The organism is Paraburkholderia tropica (genome assembly GCF_014171495.1).
Lineage (GTDB): Bacteria > Pseudomonadota > Gammaproteobacteria > Burkholderiales > Burkholderiaceae > Paraburkholderia > Paraburkholderia tropica.
The window spans coordinates 1,240,378-1,256,530 of record NZ_CP049134.1 but is presented as its reverse complement, the minus strand read 5'-3'; the positions used below and the strand labels follow the sequence as shown (position 1 = coordinate 1,256,530).

General features: G+C 66.8%; 16 protein-coding genes. 10 read left to right on the top strand and 6 right to left on the bottom strand.

Annotated elements, in window-relative coordinates; translation table 11 throughout:
• Positions 1-391: 391 nt before the first annotated feature.
• Complete coding sequence (gene proP, locus G5S35_RS05665) at positions 392-1,849, top strand: glycine betaine/L-proline transporter ProP (protein ID WP_373681643.1); 1,458 nt, start codon at positions 392-394, stop codon at positions 1,847-1,849.
• A 108-nt stretch (positions 1,850-1,957) separates the two neighbouring features.
• Here proP and G5S35_RS05660 read toward each other — a convergent pair whose 3' ends face one another.
• From G5S35_RS05660 to G5S35_RS05640, 5 genes are all read right to left on the bottom strand, one after another.
• On the bottom strand, positions 1,958-2,437 hold the full coding sequence (locus G5S35_RS05660) for a metallophosphoesterase family protein (protein ID WP_183038724.1): 480 nt from the start codon (positions 2,435-2,437) through the stop codon (positions 1,958-1,960).
• A 33-nt stretch (positions 2,438-2,470) separates the two neighbouring features.
• Positions 2,471-2,908 carry a cupin domain-containing protein gene (locus tag G5S35_RS05655; protein ID WP_183038723.1) on the bottom strand — a complete coding sequence of 146 codons (438 nt, stop codon included), beginning with the start codon at positions 2,906-2,908 and terminating at the stop codon, positions 2,471-2,473.
• Positions 2,905-4,323 carry an FAD-containing oxidoreductase gene (locus tag G5S35_RS05650; protein ID WP_183038722.1) on the bottom strand — a complete coding sequence of 473 codons (1,419 nt, stop codon included), beginning with the start codon at positions 4,321-4,323 and terminating at the stop codon, positions 2,905-2,907. The genes G5S35_RS05655 and G5S35_RS05650 overlap by 4 nt, the downstream gene beginning before the upstream one ends.
• 247 nt (positions 4,324-4,570) lie before the next feature.
• Entirely contained in the window at positions 4,571-4,819 is a 249-nt protein-coding gene (locus G5S35_RS05645; protein WP_408583111.1) for a hypothetical protein, read from the bottom strand.
• Positions 4,820-4,976: 157 nt separating this feature from the next.
• A complete protein-coding gene (locus G5S35_RS05640) occupies positions 4,977-5,591 on the bottom strand; it encodes a glutathione S-transferase family protein (RefSeq protein WP_065060305.1) in 615 nt (204 codons plus the stop codon).
• A gap of 621 nt (positions 5,592-6,212) precedes the next feature.
• Between G5S35_RS05640 and G5S35_RS05635 the strand changes: the two genes are divergently transcribed.
• The 9 genes from G5S35_RS05635 to G5S35_RS05595 all read left to right on the top strand — a co-directional run bounded on the left by G5S35_RS05635 (position 6,213) and on the right by G5S35_RS05595 (position 15,569).
• On the top strand, positions 6,213-6,461 hold the full coding sequence (locus tag G5S35_RS05635) for a hypothetical protein (RefSeq protein WP_065060306.1): 249 nt from the start codon (positions 6,213-6,215) through the stop codon (positions 6,459-6,461).
• 114 nt (positions 6,462-6,575) lie between these two features.
• Positions 6,576-7,121, top strand: coding sequence for a hypothetical protein (locus tag G5S35_RS39380; RefSeq protein WP_237181349.1), 546 nt, complete (start codon positions 6,576-6,578; stop codon positions 7,119-7,121).
• A gap of 1,060 nt (positions 7,122-8,181) precedes the next feature.
• A complete protein-coding gene (locus tag G5S35_RS05625; protein ID WP_065060307.1) occupies positions 8,182-9,237 on the top strand; it encodes a substrate-binding domain-containing protein in 1,056 nt (351 codons plus the stop codon).
• Positions 9,238-9,444: 207 nt separating this feature from the next.
• Complete coding sequence (locus tag G5S35_RS05620; protein ID WP_074984572.1) at positions 9,445-10,446, top strand: ABC transporter substrate-binding protein; 1,002 nt, start codon at positions 9,445-9,447, stop codon at positions 10,444-10,446.
• A gap of 51 nt (positions 10,447-10,497) precedes the next feature.
• Positions 10,498-11,322, top strand: a complete 825-nt coding sequence (locus tag G5S35_RS05615) for an ABC transporter permease (RefSeq protein WP_110328247.1) — start codon at positions 10,498-10,500, stop codon at positions 11,320-11,322.
• 50 nt (positions 11,323-11,372) lie between these two features.
• Positions 11,373-12,281 (top strand): ABC transporter permease, encoded by a 909-nt coding sequence (locus G5S35_RS05610; RefSeq protein WP_183038721.1) that lies wholly within the window; start codon positions 11,373-11,375, stop codon positions 12,279-12,281.
• A gap of 8 nt (positions 12,282-12,289) precedes the next feature.
• Positions 12,290-13,330: an ABC transporter ATP-binding protein gene (locus G5S35_RS05605; protein ID WP_074984388.1), complete on the top strand. Its 1,041-nt coding sequence runs from the start codon at positions 12,290-12,292 to the stop codon at positions 13,328-13,330.
• Positions 13,331-13,360: 30 nt separating this feature from the next.
• Positions 13,361-14,194 carry a phosphodiesterase gene (locus G5S35_RS05600; RefSeq protein ID WP_074984386.1) on the top strand — a complete coding sequence of 278 codons (834 nt, stop codon included), beginning with the start codon at positions 13,361-13,363 and terminating at the stop codon, positions 14,192-14,194.
• Between the two features lie 163 nt (positions 14,195-14,357).
• Entirely contained in the window at positions 14,358-15,569 is a 1,212-nt protein-coding gene (locus tag G5S35_RS05595; RefSeq protein ID WP_074984384.1) for an MFS transporter, read from the top strand.
• Between the two features lie 31 nt (positions 15,570-15,600).
• Here G5S35_RS05595 and G5S35_RS05590 read toward each other — a convergent pair whose 3' ends face one another.
• On the bottom strand, positions 15,601-16,143 hold the full coding sequence (locus G5S35_RS05590; protein WP_065060313.1) for a ferritin-like domain-containing protein: 543 nt from the start codon (positions 16,141-16,143) through the stop codon (positions 15,601-15,603).
• Positions 16,144-16,153: the final 10 nt, after the last annotated feature.

The window sequence follows — 16,153 nt, the reverse complement described above, 5'->3', positions numbered from 1 at the left end:
AGTCCGGCGCCCGAAAACGCCTTTTCAGCTGAATGCGCTCGCACAAAAAGAACGCGCCGCCACGCGGTGATTCTTTTTCGTTCAGCGGCACTTTGCAGTCACACTCCGTGACAGCCCAGTGTCCTCAAGCGTCCTGCCCCCCTCTACGGCCACGCAGGCGCCAAGCTTAATCACAATTCGATCGAGTGTCGTTTCGCGACACTTCAGCATGCACTTTCGTGCGCCGCCGGATCACGCTCATCGTGCGTCCGGCCTGGCTCGGGTTTCGCCCAGGCGACCCCATGCGCATCGCGCGCCGCGCACGAACGGCTGCCGCTATCGCGAAACGGCACTCTCCGGCAACCGTGGCGAGCTCACCTGGAGCTCGTCGCAGTCATTGGAGATGCAGACCTTGACCGCTTCCACTTCCGGCGCGTCGGCCCAGTCCGACCTTACCCTCGACGACATCACGATCGTCGACAACAGCCTCCTCAAACGCGCCGTCGGCGCCATGGCCCTTGGCAATGCCATGGAATGGTTCGACTTCGGCGTCTACAGCTACATCGCCGTCACGCTCGGCCAGGTGTTCTTCCCGTCGAGCAGCCCGTCGGCCCAACTGATCGCCACCTTCGGCACGTTCGCGGCCGCGTTCCTCGTGCGCCCGATCGGCGGCATGGTGTTCGGCCCGCTCGGCGACCGTATCGGCCGCCAGCGCGTACTCGCGATGACGATGATCATGATGGCCTGCGGCACTTTCGCCATCGGCCTGATTCCGTCGTACCACTCGATCGGCATCGCGGCGCCCGTGCTGCTGCTGGTCGCGCGTCTGGTGCAAGGTTTCTCGACCGGCGGCGAGTACGGCGGCGCGGCGACCTTCATCGCCGAATTCGCCACCGACAAGCGCCGCGGCTTCATGGGCAGCTTCCTCGAATGCGGCACGATGGTGGGCTACGTGTTCGGCGCGGGCACGGTCGCCGTGCTGACCGCCCTGCTCTCGCATCAGCAACTGCTCGACTGGGGCTGGCGCGTGCCGTTCATGATCGCGGGTCCGCTCGGGATCGTGGGCCTGTACATCCGGACCAAGCTCGAAGAAACGCCGGCGTTCAAGCGTGAAGCCGAACTGCGCGAAGCCGAAGAAACCGCGCGTCCGAAGCTCACGCTCCGCTCGCTGCTGACCCAGCATCTGCGCCCCTTCCTGCTGTGCGTGGGCCTCGTGCTGATCTTCAACGTGACCGACTACATGGCGCTCTCGTATCTGCCGAGCTATCTGTCGGCGACGCTGCACTTCAACGAAACGCACGGTCTTTTCCTCGTGCTCGCCGTGATGGTGCTGATGGTGCCCCTCACGATCGCGTTCGGCCGCCTCTCGGACGCCATCGGCCGCAAGCCGGTGATGCTCGCGGGCTGTGTGGGTCTGATCGTGCTGGCGATTCCGTCGCTCACGCTGATCCAGACGGGCGCGGTCGTGCCGGTGTTCCTCGGTCTGATGATTCTCGGCACGCTGCTGTCGTGCTTCACGGGCGTGATGCCCTCGGCGCTGCCCGCGCTGTTCCCGACCGCGATCCGCTACGGCGCGCTCGCCATCGGCTTCAACGTCTCGGTCTCGCTGTTTGGCGGCACGACGCCGCTGGTCGCCGCCTGGCTCGTCGAGCACACGCAGAACCTCATGATGCCCGCGTACTATCTGATGGGCGCGGCGGTCGTCGGTATCGTCTCGGTGCTGGCGCTGCACGAAACGGCGCGCCGTCCGCTGCCGGGCTCGGCGCCGAGCGTCGGCACCAAGGCCGAAGCGCATGCGGTGCTGCGCGGCGTGCGTCTCGCCCGCGAGATGGACGACGACTACGCGACGGCCATGCCCGCGCGCGTGTAAGTCACACACGGATACGCCGGTTCCCGAATCGGCGACGCCATGAAAAAGGCCAGCTTTATGCTGGCCTTTTTTGCGTCTGGCGTTCGTGCGATGCGCGCCCGGCGTGCTTCATTCGATCAGCCGTGCGTGCTCGATGCGCGGCGCGCCGCCGACATCGATCGTCAGCATCGCGGCCGAGATCGGCAAGCTGAAACGGCGCGGTCCCGCGCTGCCCGGATTCACGTAGATCACGCCGTCGCGCGTATCGAGCGCGGGCTTGTGCGAGTGTCCGCTCACGACGATCGCCACGCCGTCCGCGCGCGGATCGCCGCGCAGATCGGGCAATTCGTGCACGACCGCAATCGCGATCCCGCCGATCTCCAGCCGCGTCTGCACCGGCAGCGCCTCGGCCCACGCACCGCGATCGTTGTTGCCGCGCACGGCGGTCAGCGGCCCGATGCGTGCGAGCGTCTCCAGCACGCCCGGCTCGCAGATGTCGCCCGCGTGCACGATGGCATCGCAGCCATCGACAAAGCTCAGCAATTCGGGGCGCAGCAGATTGTGCGTGTCGGAAACGAGCGCGATGCGCAGCGGCGTCTGGCGTGACATGGAAACGTAGTCGAGTGGCGGAACACCCGCACCTTACCCGTTCGTGGAGGTTTGCGCAGCCGCGTGGCTGTCGTTATGCACTTCGTCGCTCGCTTCGGCGCGAACCTCGGCACGCGTATCGAAATACACCGCGAGCCAGACCGTCGGCAGCGCCGGATCGGTCCACGCCACGCGATGCCGGCAATGCGGCGGAATATGCACATAGTCGCCGGGCAGCATGCCGTGCCGCACGCTCCCCTGCGCCTCGAATTCCAGCGCCGCCGCGCCCGCGAGCAACACCACCCATTCCTCGCGCGGATCGTCGTACCAGAAGCCCTCGGGACTCGTCTGCCCCGTCGAGACGATGCGCTCGATCAGCACGCCGTCGCGCTTGAGCAGCGTGTCGAAACGCTCGTCGCCCGCATAGACGTCGATCGCCGAAAAGAGGTTGCCGGTCTTGCCGCCACGCGGCTGCGCCGTACTGTCGTTCATTCGAGCGGCCTCAGTCCATCGAGCAGGGTCGGCACGAGTTCGCTGACCGTGGGATGGATGTGCATTGCGTATTGCAGCGTCGTATAGGGCGCGTCGGCGGTCATGATGTCGATGAAGCAGTGAATCGCCTCGTCGCCCTCGATGCCGAAGAGGCTCGCGCCGAGAATCTTGTGCGTGTGCGCATCGACGAGCGCCTTCATGAAACCCGCGGTCTCGCCGCGCTCGCGCGCACGCCCGACACGCGACATCGGCATCGTCGCGATCAAGGCAGGCCGCTTCGTTGCGCGGACCTCGCGCTCACTTGCGCCCACGCGCGCGAGCGGCGGATCGACGAACACGGCGTAGGCCGGAATGCGCGTATCGACGCTGCGATGCGCGCCGTCGAGCAGATTCGCCGCGACGATCTGGTAATCGTCGTATGAGGTGTGCGTGAACGCGCCGCGCCCGTTCACGTCGCCGAGCGCCCACACGCCGTCGACGTTGGTGCGCAACTGGCCGTCGACCGCGATGATGCCGTGCGCGTCGCGCTGGATGCCCGCGGCGTCGAGACCGAGATCGTCGGTATTCGGAATACGGCCGGTCGCGAACAGCAGATGCGAGACGTCGAACGTGTCGTCGCCGAGCTCGATGCGGATGCCGTCGGCGGGCGTGGCGCCGAGCGGCGCCACGCTTTTCGGCGAAGTGCCGAAGCGGAACACCACGCCTTCGCGCGCGAGCACGTCGTGCACGGCTTTGGCGACGTCGTCGTCCTCGCGCGCGAGAATGCGCTCGCCGCGCACGAGCACCGTGACCTGGCTGCCGAAGCGGCGGAACATCTGCGCGAATTCGAGCGCCACGTAGCTGCCGCCGCAGATCGCGAGATGCGCAGGCAATTCGGTGAGGTCGAGGATGCCGGAGTTGGTTTCGTACCAGATGCGGTCGAGTCCTGGCACAGGCGGCACGGCGGCGCGCGTGCCGGTGTTGATGAAGATTTCGTCGGCTTCGAGCGAGTCGGACTCGCCGTTCGCGGACGTCACGCTCAGCGAATGCGGCCCGGTGAAACGCGCGTGTCCTTGCAGCACGGTGACGTTTTGAGCGTTACGCAGCCAGTGCTCCACGCCGTCGCGCGACGCGCCGATGATCGCGTCCTTGCGCGCCTTGATAAAAGCGAGATCGACGCTGACATCGTCGCGATGCGCGCCGAGCGCGCCATTGCCGATGCGAACGCCGTACTCGCCGGCGTGCCGCGCCACATGGGCCGCGCGCGCGCAGGCCACCCAGGCCTTCGTCGGCGTGCAACCGGCGTTCACGCACGTGCCGCCGAACTGCGCGCGCTCGATGATCGCCGTCTTGCGCCCGCTCGCGCCGAGACGCACCGCCAGCGGCGGACCGCTTTGCCCGGTGCCGATCACGATCGCATCGAATCGCTGTGCCATGCCGCTCTCCTTCGTGTGCTTCGTGTGAAGGGTCCAGGTCGCGCACGGCGCATGCCGCGCTCGCGCCATCTTACGCCGCGCTGCGCACGCGCCGCGCGAGCGCGGCCGACGGCGCTTCACACAGAACTCACGGAAATCGGCGAAAAAAAGAGCCGCCTCGGAACATGAGGCGGCTCACAGGGTGACGCCACAACAGCAAACGGGCGATGCCGCTGCGCGTCGGGGGGGAAACAAAAAAGCACGGGCCTTAGTGCACGCGCTCGCAGCCGCGGCTAGCGCACCAGAGTTCGCGCGAACGCAGCACCGCAGCGCGTGCGCCGCGCGTGGCAACCATGAAGCCGACCTGGCTCATGTTGAAGTCGAGCGACACCATCAGCTGCATGAGGTCCACCATCGGCAGGACCAGTGCTGGCTGATACAGTTGTCGTTCGATAAAGGATTTCATGACGGCTCCCGCTGTGGCCGCCGCGTCTGCATGACGCAGCGGCGATTCCATGGAAGCCATTCTAGGAATGTAGCGTCCGCCGATAAATGGGCTGGACGCGAAGTCACTTGTCGTCAATCGCGAACAATCGTCGCAGGGGCGCGCCGCACGGGGTTGTGCGCCGAACGCTGCCCTGCTGCTTGCGTCCTGGTTCCTCGCGCCAGCGCACTCACTCCAGCGGCGTCGCGACGAACTCCGGCAAGGCCTCGGCGCGCCGCGACAGCGCGGCCAGCGCCGGATAGCGCGCCGGATCGGCCGTGCCCGGCAGGATGTGCTGCGTGAAACGCCACGCCACCGCCGCCGTGATGTCCGCCTGCGTGATCCGGCCCGCGCACAGCCAGCCCTCGCGCCCGCTCACGAGGCGCTCCAGTTCGGCGTACGCCGCATGCATCTGCGCGTTGACCCGCTCGAACCACGGCTCGTGCTGCCGATCCTCGGGGCGCAACTGCCGCTCGTACACCTGCTGCACGGTCTTTTCCATCGCCGCCAGCGCGAAACCGTTCACGCGCAGCGCGAACGTGCGCTCCTGCGTCTCCTCCGGCATCAGACGGCGCGCCGCCGGGACCTTGTGATCGAGGAAATCGAGAATCAGCGTGGAGTCGATCAGCATCGTGCCGTCGTCGTCGATGAATGTCGGCGCCTTGACGACCGGGTTGATCTTCGCGAACGCGTCGTAGTGCCGGAACACCGACACGCTCTGGTGCTCGAACGACAGCCCGAGGACGTGCAGCGAAATCGCCACGCGACGCACGTACGGGGAATCCATCATGCCAATCAGCTGCATTGCTCACCTCGCTCACAAAAAGGGACCGGACCATCGATGGTGCAGCATCGGCCAGCGGTTTTCAAGCGGATTGATGAAGCGCAAAGCGGCGAAGCGAGTGGGGACAAAGCAAGCTCGCCGGCGCTTCCATCTTTCGCCGAAATTGCTCAGGCCATCTGATTATCGTGGGAGCTTGAGTCTGAGCGAGTGGAGGAAATCCGGACATCAAGCTGCGAATCAATCGGATTGCCGTGCGTCGTTTAGACCGTGTTTTTTGCGACGGAATGCGCATACATTCATGCACGCATCTATCGCGAAAACAGGCCCGAAAAATGCCGGGTCGACGTGTCGCGCGCGCCAACGATCGCTCAGGAGCAAGATTCGTTAGCTGACGTTTCATCTGACGCGACGCGACAATGTTGCGGCGCAATGGCCGTGTCGCCGCAACGCCCCGACTTCGCGGTTCCGCGCCCACCAAGGCGCACCGGACAGCACGCAGCAACAGCAGGATGCCGAATCATTAATCACCCTGCATTTACAGGGCTTTTCGCACGCCGCATGTGTTGCAGTGCATCGCCGGGAAACTCCTGGATTCGTCCGGCGTAAGGCTGCGCTAGTCTGATTGCACTAGGAGATGAAATCATGAGACAAGCATTCAATGTTGGCATCGTCATCGTCCTCGCACTCCTTCTCGGGAACCGGATTCTGACTCGCGTGCAGGCGCACGAGGGCAGTTCGGTCAGCTGCGCGAAGGGTTCCGAACTCGTGCGCCTCGAAGCGCTCGCGCGCGGTTTCACGACCCTCGGGGCGCGCAGCCAGGGGGAAAACTTCCTCTCGTCCTGCCTCGTGTCCGGTGAGGCGCAGGTCGGCAACGTCGTCGCGCACGACTGAAGCCTCGCCTGGATCGCTGGCCGGGTTCCGCCGGAAGGGCCTGGCGGCACGGCCGGCCGGCTGTGTGCCTGGGCGCGCGCTCCGTGCGCCCGTTCGCCCTGCGCGAAACGTTTCGTGAAATTGTGGCCCGTCCGCGCGCTGCGCTCAGGCGTAGCTGTCCGCTCCAGTCCGGCCCGCCGCCGATATGCCGTCGATACCGTCCGGCATCGCCATTTCCCGCCGACTGCCTTGCTGCTCACCGCACTCGCGCACTCACGCGCACCCTGCGGCGACGTGATAAACGACGCCCATCGGCCTGCGCAGAAGCTTCAGGTTAGCGAACCTTTCTTTCGGGTTGCCAATGCGCGCACCTGGCAGCGACAATGGTGCGCAATCCGGAGGGAATTCATGAAAGGTAGGGTCCTGCTGCTTGGAATCGGCATGCTGACGGCGTGCACGTCCGTCACCGGCGTGAATTCGAGACAGGACGGCCACCTTTCGGTCACGAGCCGCGCGCGCTGGGATTTCGTCTCCTGGAATCATGTGCGCAGCGCCAGCCTCAAGGAAGCGCAAGCCTATTGCCACAAGCGCAAGAAGGAAATGCACGCCATCCAGGTCCATAGCGAAGGCTTGCGCGGCGTCACCTCGCAGACAGTAGAAGTAATCTTCGACTGCATCTGATCTCTCCCCGCTCCACCCCCAACGCCCCGCTCCACAAGCCTTTCCGCCGGTAAGCAGAAGGTTTTTTCTTAGCGACCTTGCCGTCGCGCAACAGTTTGTTGTCGTTCTCCCTGATATTCAAACCGCATGCCCGAGGTACACTTACTTAACACTTTGTTACGGTTTGTCTTAACTCGTATCATGCTTACCGCTTTCTTCATCGCGTCGCCGGTCGCCATCGCTGCCTTGTTCGGCTTTGCACGGCTCGTGAATCCGCGAACCGGCCAGATCGGCAGCCGCTGATCGCGCAACGGCATCGTCCGCCTGGCGTCGCTTGCCGGGAAGTCGCGCTGTTTTCGCGCGGTTGACGCGTTCGCGATTGCGCCGTTATCGGCGTCGCTACGTAGGCATCGCGAAGCGTCAGGACCGATTGCTCGCACCCGCTTGATCGCGCCCTTTTCTGCCGTTTAGCGCGTTACTCCGCGTCCCCACATTCCCGCTGCCGGTTTCCCGCGCGCGCAACAAAAAACCCGCGAAGCGTGACGCTATCGCGGGTTTCATGATTCCAGCGGTAGGCGCTGGAAGAACAGCAACATCTGGTGCCGGGGACCGGACTCGAACCGGCAAGCCGTGAGGCGGCGGATTTTCGTCACACTACGTCTTTCGACGCCACCCGCTCATCGAGGCGGGCGTTCGTGCGCTGGACTATGCCTTCACCATCGCCGTGCCGCGTGCCGCTTTCGCGTAACACGCCGCGCCAACTTTAGGCGCCCCCCGTCTAGTCTCTACACCTTCCGCGCCGACGCATGCTGCGTCAGCCGGCTTGGCTCGGCGTTGCCTCGGTGCCCGCGGGCCCCAGGGGATTCGCCGAATTTGAGGGGTTCTGCACCGGCCGTTTCCGGCTGGGCACTCAAATTATTTTAAGTCCGCTATGTTTACCAATTTCATCACCCCGGCAGGGCGGACGCGATTCTACCATTGCACCGCGCCCCTCCCAAGCGCCTCTCCGTCATCGCTCCGTCATACGCGTTTCTCATAATCGGCCCCGTCGAAAACGTTTACATCGCCCGGGGCCAGTCGCATGACGTCAACCATCAAAGATGTCGCCGCACACGCAGGATTTTCGATCGCCACCGTGTCGCGGGCGATCAACGCGCCGCACACGGTCAATCCGGTCACGCTCGCCCGCGTGCGCGAAGCCATCGACGCGCTCAAGTTCAGCCCCAGCCCGCTCGGGCGCCAGTTGCGCGGCGAACGCACGCGTCTGATCGGCGTGGTGCTGCCAACGCTCGCCAATCCGGTCTTCGCGGAATGTCTGCAGGGCATCGACGAGCTGGCGTCCGCCCAAGGCTTCCGCCTCATGCTGATGACGACGCAATACGACGCGCAGCGCGAGCGCCACGCGATCGAAACGTTGCGCGCGCAACGCGTCGAGGGCCTGATCCTGACGGTCGCCGACGCGGATACGCACCCGCTCCTCGACGAACTCGACGCCGACGGCCCGCTCTACGTGCTCATGCACAACGACACCAAGCGCCGCCCGTCGGTGTCCGTCGATAACCACCAGGCCGCTTTCGACGGCGTGCGCACGCTGATCGCCCACGGTCATCGGCGCATCCTGATGCTCGCGGGCACGCTCGCCGCCTCCGACCGCGCGCGCCAGCGTCACGCCGGCTACGCGCAGGCGATGCAGCAAGCGGGTCTCACGCCCGCACCCGCGCTCGAAATCGATTTCAACGCGGCGGAACTCGCGCCGTCGGTGCTCGCGCATCTGACGACCGGCCCGCAGCGCCCCACCGCCCTCTTCTGCAGCAACGATCTGCTGGCGATGGTGGTGATGCGCGGCCTGCGCCGCGCGCGCATGCGCGTGCCGCAGGACATGTCGATCCTCGGCTTCGACGGCCTCGCGGTCAGCGAGCTGCTCGCGCCGCCGCTCGCGAGCATCGGCACGCCCAACGGCGAGATCGGCCGTTCGGCGTGGCAGCGTCTGATGGCGCGCATCGGCGGCGAGTACTCGGGTCCGTCGCTCGGCCTCGCGCTGCCGCACACGCTGCGCGAAGGCGGCACGATCGCGGCCATCGCCAGCGTGGCGCATGCGGGTTCCGCACAGCGCGCACGCAGCAGCATCGCGTCGTAAGCGCGCCGTAGTCGCTTCATAGCCGCTTCATAGCCGCTTCGCGCATCGATTTTTACCCGGCCTCGCCGCCTGCCCCCTTCTCGCCCACGACACAACGGGCCGCGCCCACCTGCGCGCCACAATGCCCATCCGATCCGGAGCCCCGACGTGACTCACCGACTCGCCTTCCGCCATCCGCTCGCCGCCCTCGCGCGCCGCGGCGCCGCCATGTTCGGCCTCGCGCTCTCGTTCGCGGCGGCGGGCCTCGCCGCGCCGACGCTCGCGCACGCCGACGCCACCGCGATCTGCTACAACTGCCCGCCCGAATGGGCCGACTGGGCCAGCCAGATCCAGGCGATCCAGCGCAAGACCGGCATCCGCGTGCCGTTCGACAACAAGAACTCGGGCCAGTCGATCGCGCAGTTGATGGCCGAGCAGAAAAGCCCGGTCGCCGACGTGGTGTATCTCGGCGTGTCGTCCGCGTTCCAGGCGAAGGACAAAGGCGTGATCGCGCCGTACAAGCCCGCGCACTGGGACGACATTCCGGCCAACCTGAAAGACCCGCAAGGCTACTGGTTCGCGATCCACTCGGGCACGCTCGGCTTTTTCGTCAACAAGGACGCGCTCGACGGCAAGCCGGTGCCGCGCTCGTGGGCGGACCTGCTCAAGCCCGAGTACAAAGGCATGATCGGCTACCTCGATCCGTCGAGCGCCTTCGTCGGCTATGCGGGCGCCGTCGCCGTGAATCTCGCGCTCGGCGGCACGCTCGACAACTTCCAGCCCGCTATCGAATGGTTCAGCAAGCTCAAGGCGAACCAGCCGATCGTGCCGAAGCAGACCGCCTACGCGCGCGTGCTGTCGGGCGAGATTCCGATCCTGCTCGACTACGACTTCGACGCCTATCGCGCGAAGTACAAGGATCACGCCAATGTGGAGTTCGTGATTCCGAAGGAAGGCACGATCTCCGTGCCCTATGTGATGAGCCTCGTGAAGCACGCGCCGCACGCCGACAACGGCAAGAAAGTGCTGGATTTCGTGCTCTCCGACGAAGGCCAGAAGCTTTGGGCCAACGCGTATCTGCGTCCCGTGCGCGCCAACGCGCTGTCGCCGGAAGCCGCCGCGAAGTTCCTGCCCGCGAGCGATTACGCGCGCGCCAAACCGGTCGATTTCGCGAAGATGGCCGCGCAGCAGCAGAGCTTCGGCGAGCGTTATCTGCAAGTCATGCACTGAGCGCGCGCTGAGTTCGCCACACCCGCCACGTTCGTCCACTTTCGTTTCGCCATGCACGATCTCACGTTTCCCCTGCGCTGGCGCGTGGCGCTCATCGCGCCCGCGCTCGCGATCTTCCTCGCGTTCTGGCTGCTGCCGATGGTGGCGCTCGTCCAGGTCAGCGCCGACGGCCATCTGTTCGCCACCTACACCGCACTGCTCGGCAACGGCCGCTACATGAGCGCGCTGCTCGCGACGGTGCTGCTCTCCGCCGCCGTCACGGCCGCGACGCTCGCGATCTCGACGATCTGCGGCCTCCTGCTCGCGCGCCGCCGTTTCGCTGGCCGACGCGCGCTGGTCGCCCTGCTCACGTTTCCGCTCGCGTTTCCAGGCGTGGTGGTCGGCTTCATGGTGATCATGCTCGCGGGCCGCCAGGGCCTGATCGGCGCGCTCGCGCTGCGCTTCACCGGCGAGCGCTGGGTGTTCGCCTATTCGATGGCGGGCCTGTTCGCGGGCTATCTGTACTTTTCGATTCCGCGCGTGATCGTCACGGTGATGGCGGTCGCGGGCCAGCTCGACGCCTCGCTCGAAGAAGCCGCGCGCTCGCTCGGCGCGTCGCCGTGGCGCGTCATGCGCGACGTGATCCTGCCCGCGCTCGCGCCGGGCCTGATCGCGGCGGGCGCGGTGTGCTTCGCCACCGCGATGGGCGCCTTCGGCACCGCCTTCACGCTCGCCACCGACATCGACGTGCTGCCGATGACCATCTACACCGAGTTCACGCTCAACGCGAACATGGTGACGGCGGCCGGCCTGTCGATCGTGCTCGGCGCGGTGACGTGGGCCGTGCTCACGCTCGCGCGCAGCCTGACGGGCGCCTCGGTGGCGGCAACGGCGTGAGCCGCGCCACCCTCGACACCGCCGCATCCTCGACGTCATCCGAACGAAGCATGAATACGATCGCCACGTCCTCTTCTCCGTCCCTGCCGCCCGCCGCGCGCCGCAAACGCCTCGTCTGGCCCGGCGCGCGCGCGTGGCTCGCCGCCGCGCAATGGGCCATCACGCTCGCCACCTGCGCCTTCCTCGTGGTGCCGGTCGTGATGTCGATTCTCGCGGGCCTCACCGTCAACTATTTTCGCGGCGTGGCGAGCGGCCTCACGCTGCGCTGGCTCGACCAGGTCTGGACGCAGTATCACGACTCCGTGTTCCTCTCGCTCGAAGTCGCGGCCGCCACGCTCGCCGTCACGCTCGTCGCGGGCGTGCCCGCCGGTTATGCGCTCGCGCGCAGCCGCACGCGTCTCTCGCGCGTGATCGAAGAGTTGCTCGTGATGCCCGTCGCGCTGCCCGGCCTCGCCTCGGCGCTCGCGCTGCTGGTGGTCTACGGCGGCTTCTCCGCGTTTCGCATGAGCGCGGCCTTCATCGTGGTCGGGCACGTGGTGTTCACGCTGCCGTTCATGGTGCGGCCGGTGGCGGCCGTGTGCGCCTCCGGCGATCTGCGCACGCTCGAAGAAGGCGCGGCGAGCCTCGGCGCGAACTTCGTGCAGCGCTTCATGACGATCGTGCTGCCGAACGCGCGCCCCGGCATCGTGGCGGGCGCGCTCGCGGTGCTCACGCTCTCGATCGGCGAATTCAACCTGACGTGGATGCTGCACACGCCCGACACCAAGACGCTGCCCGTCGGTCTCGCCGATACCTACGCGTCGCTGCGCATCGAAGTCGGCAGCGCGTACACGATCCTGTTTTTCATCATGACGATGCCGCTGCTGGTGGCGATGCAGTGGCTCGGCGTGGAGGCGACGGGCGCCCAGACGAAGCGCGCCGCCGCCGCGCAAGCCGCTCATACTGAGGAAGCCGAATGAAGCCCGCAATGAAACTCGACTCGATGCCGATCACGCTCACGCAGTGCGCGAAAACGTTTCGCGGCACGCGCGTGCTGGAGCCGCTCGACCTGAGCATCGGCGCGGGCGAGACGCTCGTGCTGCTCGGCCCGTCGGGCTGCGGCAAGACCACGACGCTGCGTCTGATCGCCGGCCTCGAGACGCCCGACGCGGGCGGCCGCGTGGCGTTCGGCGACGACGACGTCACGGCCCTGCCCATCGAGCGCCGCAAGGTCGGCATGGTGTTCCAGAATTACGCGCTGTTTCCGAACCTCAACGTGCGCGGGAATATCGGCTACGGTCTGAAGATTCAGCGCGTGAGCGGCGCGGACGCGCGCGAACGTGTCGACGCCCTGCTCACGATGATGCGTCTCGAAGCGCACGCCGACAAACCCGTTTCGCAGCTTTCCGGCGGCCAGCGCCAGCGTGTCGCGCTAGCGCGTGCGCTCGCGCCGCGCCCGCGCGTGCTGCTGCTCGACGAACCGCTGACCGCGCTCGACGCGCGTCTGCGCGACACGCTGCGCGGCGAAATGAACACGCTGCTGCGCGAGCTGGGCGTGACGACCGTCTACGTCACGCACGACCAGGCCGAAGCGATGGAACTCGGCGACCGCATCGTCGTGATGAGCCATGGCCGCATCGAGCAGATCGGCACGCCGCGCGACATCTATTACCGACCCGCGAGCCGCGCGGTGGCGCAGTTCATCGGCACGCTCAATCGCCTCGCGGGCGAGTGGCGCGACGGCATGCTCTGCACCACGGGCGGCGCGGTCCGCGCGCCGGGCAACAGCCGCAGCGGCGCGAACGAACTCTTTTTCCGCCCCGAAGACGCCACGCTCGCCGATCCCGCCGCCGCCGCGCTGCGCGGCACGATCGAGCAAGCGACGTTTCTCGGCGAACGCACGCGCCTGACGATCGGCGGCGCCGCGCCCGATGCGCTGTTCATCGACGTGGCGGGCCGCATCGAACTCGCGCGCGGCACGCCCGTGGGCATCGCCATCGCACCGGAAGCGCTGATTGCGCTCGCGTAACTTCGCGTAACTTTTACAATCGAGGTCAATATGCTGCTCGCCCAGATCAGCGATCTGCACATCAAGCCGCCGGGCGCGCTCGCGTACCGGCGCGTCGATACCGCCGCGCAATTCGCGCGCACGATTGCGCGGCTCAACGCGCTCGCGCCGCGTCCCGACGCGGTGCTCATCACCGGCGATCTGGTCGATTGCGGCAGCGCCGACGAATACCGGCATCTGAAAACGCTGCTCGACACGCTGGCGATTCCCTACTGGCTGCTGATCGGCAATCACGACGGACGCGAGGGCTTGCGCGAGGTGTTCGGCGAACGCGCCGAACTGCAGGCGCGCGCGCCCGGCGATTTCGTGCAATACGTCGTCGATCTCGGTGCGCTGCGCGTGATCGCGCTCGATTCGATGCAGCCGGGCCGCAGTGGCGGCACGCTCTGCGAGGCGCGGCTGGGCTGGCTCGCGCAGCAACTCGACGCGGCGCGCGGGCGTCCGGTGATCGTCGCGCTCCATCATCCGCCGTTCGATTGCGGCATCGCGCATATGGATGCGATCCGTCTCGACGAGCCCGCCGCGCGCGCGCTCGAAGCGCTGATCGCGCAGCATCCGAACGTGGAGCGCGTGCTCTGCGGCCATGTGCACCGGCCGATGTTCGTGCGCTTCGGCGGCACCATCGCCAGCGCGGTGCCCGCGCCCGCGCATCAGGTCACGCTCGATCTCGCGGCCGATGCACCCTCCTCGTTCACGCTCGAACCGCCCGCCTTCGCGCTGCACCGCTACGACGCCGCGCGCGGCATCGTCACGCATCACGCTTATGTGGAGCCCTCGGACGGCCCGTATCCGTTTCACGAACCGTCGGGCGAATTGATCGCCTGAGCGGTGTCTGACCATCGTCAGGCTCGCGCGCAACGGCATCCGCAGCGACGGAGCGGCACCAGCAGAAACCCCCGCGCTCCGGTATGATCGGCACGCCCGGCCCCACGCCGGGCTGCCCTTTACGTATCGGGCCGTTCCGCCGCGAACGGCCGACCCAGCGCCCATGCCCACATCCGAATCCGCTACCGCCGGCGACAGCCGGTCGTTGCGCGGCCTCCTGCTTTTGCTCGCGACCATCGCGGGCATTTCGGTCGCGAACATCTATTACAACCAGCCGCTGCTCGACGACTTCCGCCAGGCCTTCCCGGGCGGCGCGGCATGGATCGGCGCGGTGCCCGCCGCGACGCAGCTCGGCTACGCCGCCGGCATGCTGCTGCTCGCGCCGCTCGGCGACCGCTTCGACCGCCGCCGCATCATCCTGATGCAGACCGCGCTGCTCTGCTGCGCGCTGCTCGTCGCCACGACCGCGCCCACGCTGCCCGTGCTGATTGGCGCGAGCCTCGCCATGGGCGTGCTCTCGACCATCGCGCAGCAAGCCGTGCCGTTCGCCGCCGAACTCGCGCCGCCCGAAGGGCGTGGCCACGCCGTCGGCACCGTCATGAGCGGCTTGCTGATCGGCATTCTGCTTGCGCGGACCGCCGCCGGTTTCGTCGGCCAGTATTTCGGCTGGCGCTCGGTGTTCGGCGCGTCGATCGTGGTGCTGCTCTGTCTCGCCGTCGTCATCATCAAGAAATTGCCGAAAAGCCGGCCGACGTCGACGCTGAGCTACGGCAAGCTGCTCGGCTCGATGTGGCATCTGGCGGTGGAATTACGCGGACTGCGCGAGGCGTCGGCGACGGGCGCCTGCCTGTTCGCCGCGTTCAGCCTGTTCTGGCCCGTGCTCACGCTGCTGCTCGCGGGCGAGCCGTTCCATCTCGGGCCGCAGGTCGCGGGGCTGTTCGGCATCGTCGGCGCGGCGGGCGCGCTGGCCGCGCCGTGGGCCGGACGCTCGGCGGACAAACGCGGACCGCGTGCGGTCATCACGATGTCGATCGCGCTGATGGCGCTCGCGTTCGTGATCTTCGCGTTCTCGGGCAAAAGCCTGATCGGTCTGGTGATCGGCGTCGTGGTGCTCGACGTCGGCGTGCAGGCCGCGCAGATTTCGAATCAGTCGCGCATCTACGCACTGCGGCCCGAAGCGCGCAGCCGCGTGAACACCGTGTTCATGGTCTGCTATTTCATCGGCGGCGCGACCGGTTCGGCCGTGGGCGCCGCGACGTGGCATGCGTTCGGCTGGGTCGGCGTCTGCGTGGCGGGACTCGGCTTCACGGCGCTGGCCGCGTGGGTGCATTTCGCCACGCGCCCGCGCGTGAACGCGAGCGCGCAGACTTCCTGACCGTCACGGCAAATCATCGCCGCCGGCACGCCTATTTGCCCGAATCGAGCAGATCGGTCATGTCGTCGGCATGCTCTTCCTCGACGGCGAGAATCTCCTCGAAAATGCGCCGCGTGGTGGTGTCGCTGTCGCCGAGGTAATGAATGATCGCGCGATAACTCTCGATCGCAATGCGCTCGGCGATCAGATTCTCGCGAATCATGTCGTGCAGGTCCTTGCCCTCCTTGTACTCGGAATGCGAATGCTCAACGAGGTGCGCGGGCGAAAAATCCGGCTCGCCGCCAAGCTGCACGATGCGCGCGGCGAGCATGTCCGCGTGCTGTTCTTCCTCGGTCGCGTGCTCGAGAAACTCGGCCGCCACCGATTCCGATTCGATCCCCTTCGCCATGAAGTAGTGCCGCTTGTAGCGCAGCACGCAAACAAGCTCGGTGGCGAGCGAATCGTTGAGCAGCTTGAGCACGGTTTCGCGGTCCGCGCCGTAGCCCGGCGTGACCGGGCCTTGCTCCAGATTGCGTCGCGCATCTTCGCGCACGCGTTTCAGATCGATCTCAAACGAAGCGTGTGACTTCGACATCTGACTCTCC